The sequence below is a fragment of the Neisseria sp. P0021.S006 genome, from assembly GCF_051956895.1.
The window spans coordinates 1-455 of the sequence record NZ_JBQCWZ010001231.1 but is presented as its reverse complement, the minus strand read 5'-3'; the positions used below and the strand labels follow the sequence as shown (position 1 = coordinate 455).

Here is a 455-nt window from a genome sequence, read left to right as displayed (position 1 = left end):
ATCCTGCACGTTCCCGTGCTTCGATATTAACGTAGCCTCGGAATATAAACATATCGTAACGCGCAATCAGACTGCGGAACAGGGCGACCGGTTCCAAACCGCGCTCACGGCAAAGATGCTGATACCAATGATTGCCGATGGCGACATGCCCCACTTCATCGCGATAAATAATATCCAGCACATCGCAGGTTTCCACATCGCCACGCTGTGCCACTTTTGCACGAATACCCGGCGTGACATCCAAACCGCGCGCTTCCAACACCCGCGGCACCAAAGCCATGCGCAACAAAGGATCGTAAGCAGTTTTATATGCCATATCCCACAAATGCCCGTGCGCTTCAAAATCGCCGTAATCGTAGCCCAAGCTGTTCAGACGGCCACGCATTAAGCCGAAGTGAAACACTTCTTCTTTCGCCACCCTTACCCAATCGCGTACAAACTGAAACGGCATATTG

Annotated in this window: 1 protein-coding gene; it reads right to left on the bottom strand. The window is 51.9% G+C overall.

All coding sequences use genetic code 11. The features are described from left to right. On the bottom strand, positions 1 to 455 hold a 455-nt coding region (locus ACTHUM_RS19630; RefSeq protein ID WP_440403958.1), incomplete at both ends, for a ferritin-like domain-containing protein.